This window comes from Candidatus Infernicultor aquiphilus (assembly GCF_002784285.1).
Classification (GTDB): Bacteria; Atribacterota; Phoenicimicrobiia; order Phoenicimicrobiales; family Phoenicimicrobiaceae; genus Infernicultor; species Infernicultor aquiphilus.
The window spans coordinates 1-1,855 of record NZ_PFKO01000323.1; the positions used below are offsets into that span (position 1 = coordinate 1).

Consider the following 1,855-nt stretch of genomic DNA (forward strand, 5'->3'; position numbering starts at 1 on the left):
TTTAGCGTAAGAAGTTAAGTCTAATGCTTCTTGAGTACAATTTGATCCAGTTCCGGCGATTACCGGGACTCTTCCGGCTACTGCTTTTATAGTCAGTTCAACCACTTTTTTATGTTCCTCATGAGAAAGAGTAGGTGATTCTCCAGTGGTGCCGCAAGGGACAATACCATTGGTTCCATTTTTAATCTGAAATTCTACTAATTCCTCTATTCCTTTTTCATCAACTTTATTATTTTTTGTAAATGGGGTGATCATAGCTACCAAAGATCCTTTAAACATTTTCTATTCCTCCTTTTTAATTTAATTATTAGTTATCACGATCCCTGCTTCTGCTAAAGATTTATTTATTATTTGAAAAGCAAATTCTCGGTCTTTCCAATCTAAAAAGATTAAAATATCGGTTTTAATAGTAGTCATTTCAATTATATTTATATCTTTATTAGCCAGTGGTTGAGTTATTTGTTGGATAATACCAGGTGTTTCTATAAAATCCCGGCTCCTAACAATGATTAAAGCAATATCTTTTTTTAAAGTAACTGACTTTAATCTTTCATCTTCAATTACCACCGGGTGAATTAAATCATAAGATTTTTGGGCATAATTTTGTATCACATAGATTCCAATATGCTTAGTCCCTATAGATACTCCATATAGACTAATAAGATTATCGGAAATAGGAGAGATTATCTTTTTTAATAGTCCTGGAGTATCAAAAATTTCAGATCCCAGAATAGTTAACATAGTAAGTTTTTCTTTAAAAAGAGTTAGCTTACTTTTAAAAGCACCGGTTATCTCTGTTCCTTCTGTCTCTAAATCTCCATTTTGAAAATGGATTATCTTGGCCTTCATTTGGTCAGTTTTATATTTTAAGGCTTGGGGATGTAAAACTTTTGCCCCTCCTTCAGCCAGGATTCCCATCTCTTCCACACTTATTTCTTTTAAAGTTACTGGTTTTTTTATTATTCGAGGATCAGCGCTTAAAACTCCTACCGCATCAGTTACAATTATTACTTCATCTGCTTGTAAAAAATTTCCTAAGGCAAAGGCGGTAATATCACTACCTCCTCGGCCTAAAGTAGTTATACTTCCGTCTTCACAGTTTTTTCCTAAAAAACCACATACTATTGGAATGATTCCTTTTTTAAGTAAGGGCTCAATAATCTTTTGGCATTTTTCTTTACTCTCCGGAGAAAGAATTTTTGCTTGATTGAAGTTTGAATCGGTAATAATGGGAAAATTATCATCAGCAGGATCAAAGTATTTCGAAGTAAATCCCATAGATTTAATGGTAGCTGATAAAATCCTTGCACTTATCCGTTCTCCCATCGAGACAAAATCAGCATAATCTCTGTCTTCAATACGATCTTTAACGGAGTTTTTAAGTAAAGAAGTTAAGGTATCGGTAGTATTTCCCATTGCTGAAACCACTGCTACTACTTCATATCCTTTTTTTGCCTGTTGGATTATTGATTGAGCAGCTTTTTTAATTCTTACCGTATCTTGGACGCTGGTTCCGCCAAATTTTACTACTATCCTCATAATTATCACCTTTATATTATTTTTTATTTAAAACCATTCTGGTATAGTATCATTTTTTACTAGATCAGCATAGGTTTCTCTTTGGACCATCAAACCAGATTTACCATTATTTACTAATACTACTGCTGGCCTGGGTAACCCATTATAATTACTCGACATAGAATAATGGTAAGCTCCGGTGGAGAATACCACCAGAAGATCACCCAAAGCAGCTAGGGGAAGTTTTAAATCTTTAATTAGAATATCTCCAGATTCGCAGCATTTGCCAGCTATAGTTACTATTTCTTGAGGAGTAGTATCAATTTTATCTAATATA

The 1,855-nt window shown here is 33.6% G+C and carries 2 protein-coding genes and 1 pseudogene; all 3 read right to left on the reverse strand.

The genetic code is table 11. The features are described 5' to 3' along the window. A partial coding sequence (locus COZ07_RS08990; RefSeq protein ID WP_406608229.1) for a dihydrodipicolinate synthase family protein occupies positions 1-279 on the reverse strand: 279 nt, incomplete at its 3' end. Between the two features lie 21 nt (positions 280-300). After that, positions 301-1,539: an aspartate kinase gene (locus tag COZ07_RS08995; RefSeq protein ID WP_406608230.1), complete on the reverse strand. Its 1,239-nt coding sequence runs from the start codon at positions 1,537-1,539 to the stop codon at positions 301-303. A gap of 27 nt (positions 1,540-1,566) precedes the next feature. Then, a pseudogene (locus tag COZ07_RS09000) lies at positions 1,567-1,855 on the reverse strand (diaminopimelate decarboxylase); the annotation flags it as partial.

Bases quoted from the DNA above. Each gene is read 5' to 3' on its own strand.
- COZ07_RS08995 (WP_406608230.1), bottom strand. From the start codon at position 1,539: ATGAGGATAGTAGTAAAATTTGGCGGAACCAGCGTCCAAGATACGGTA.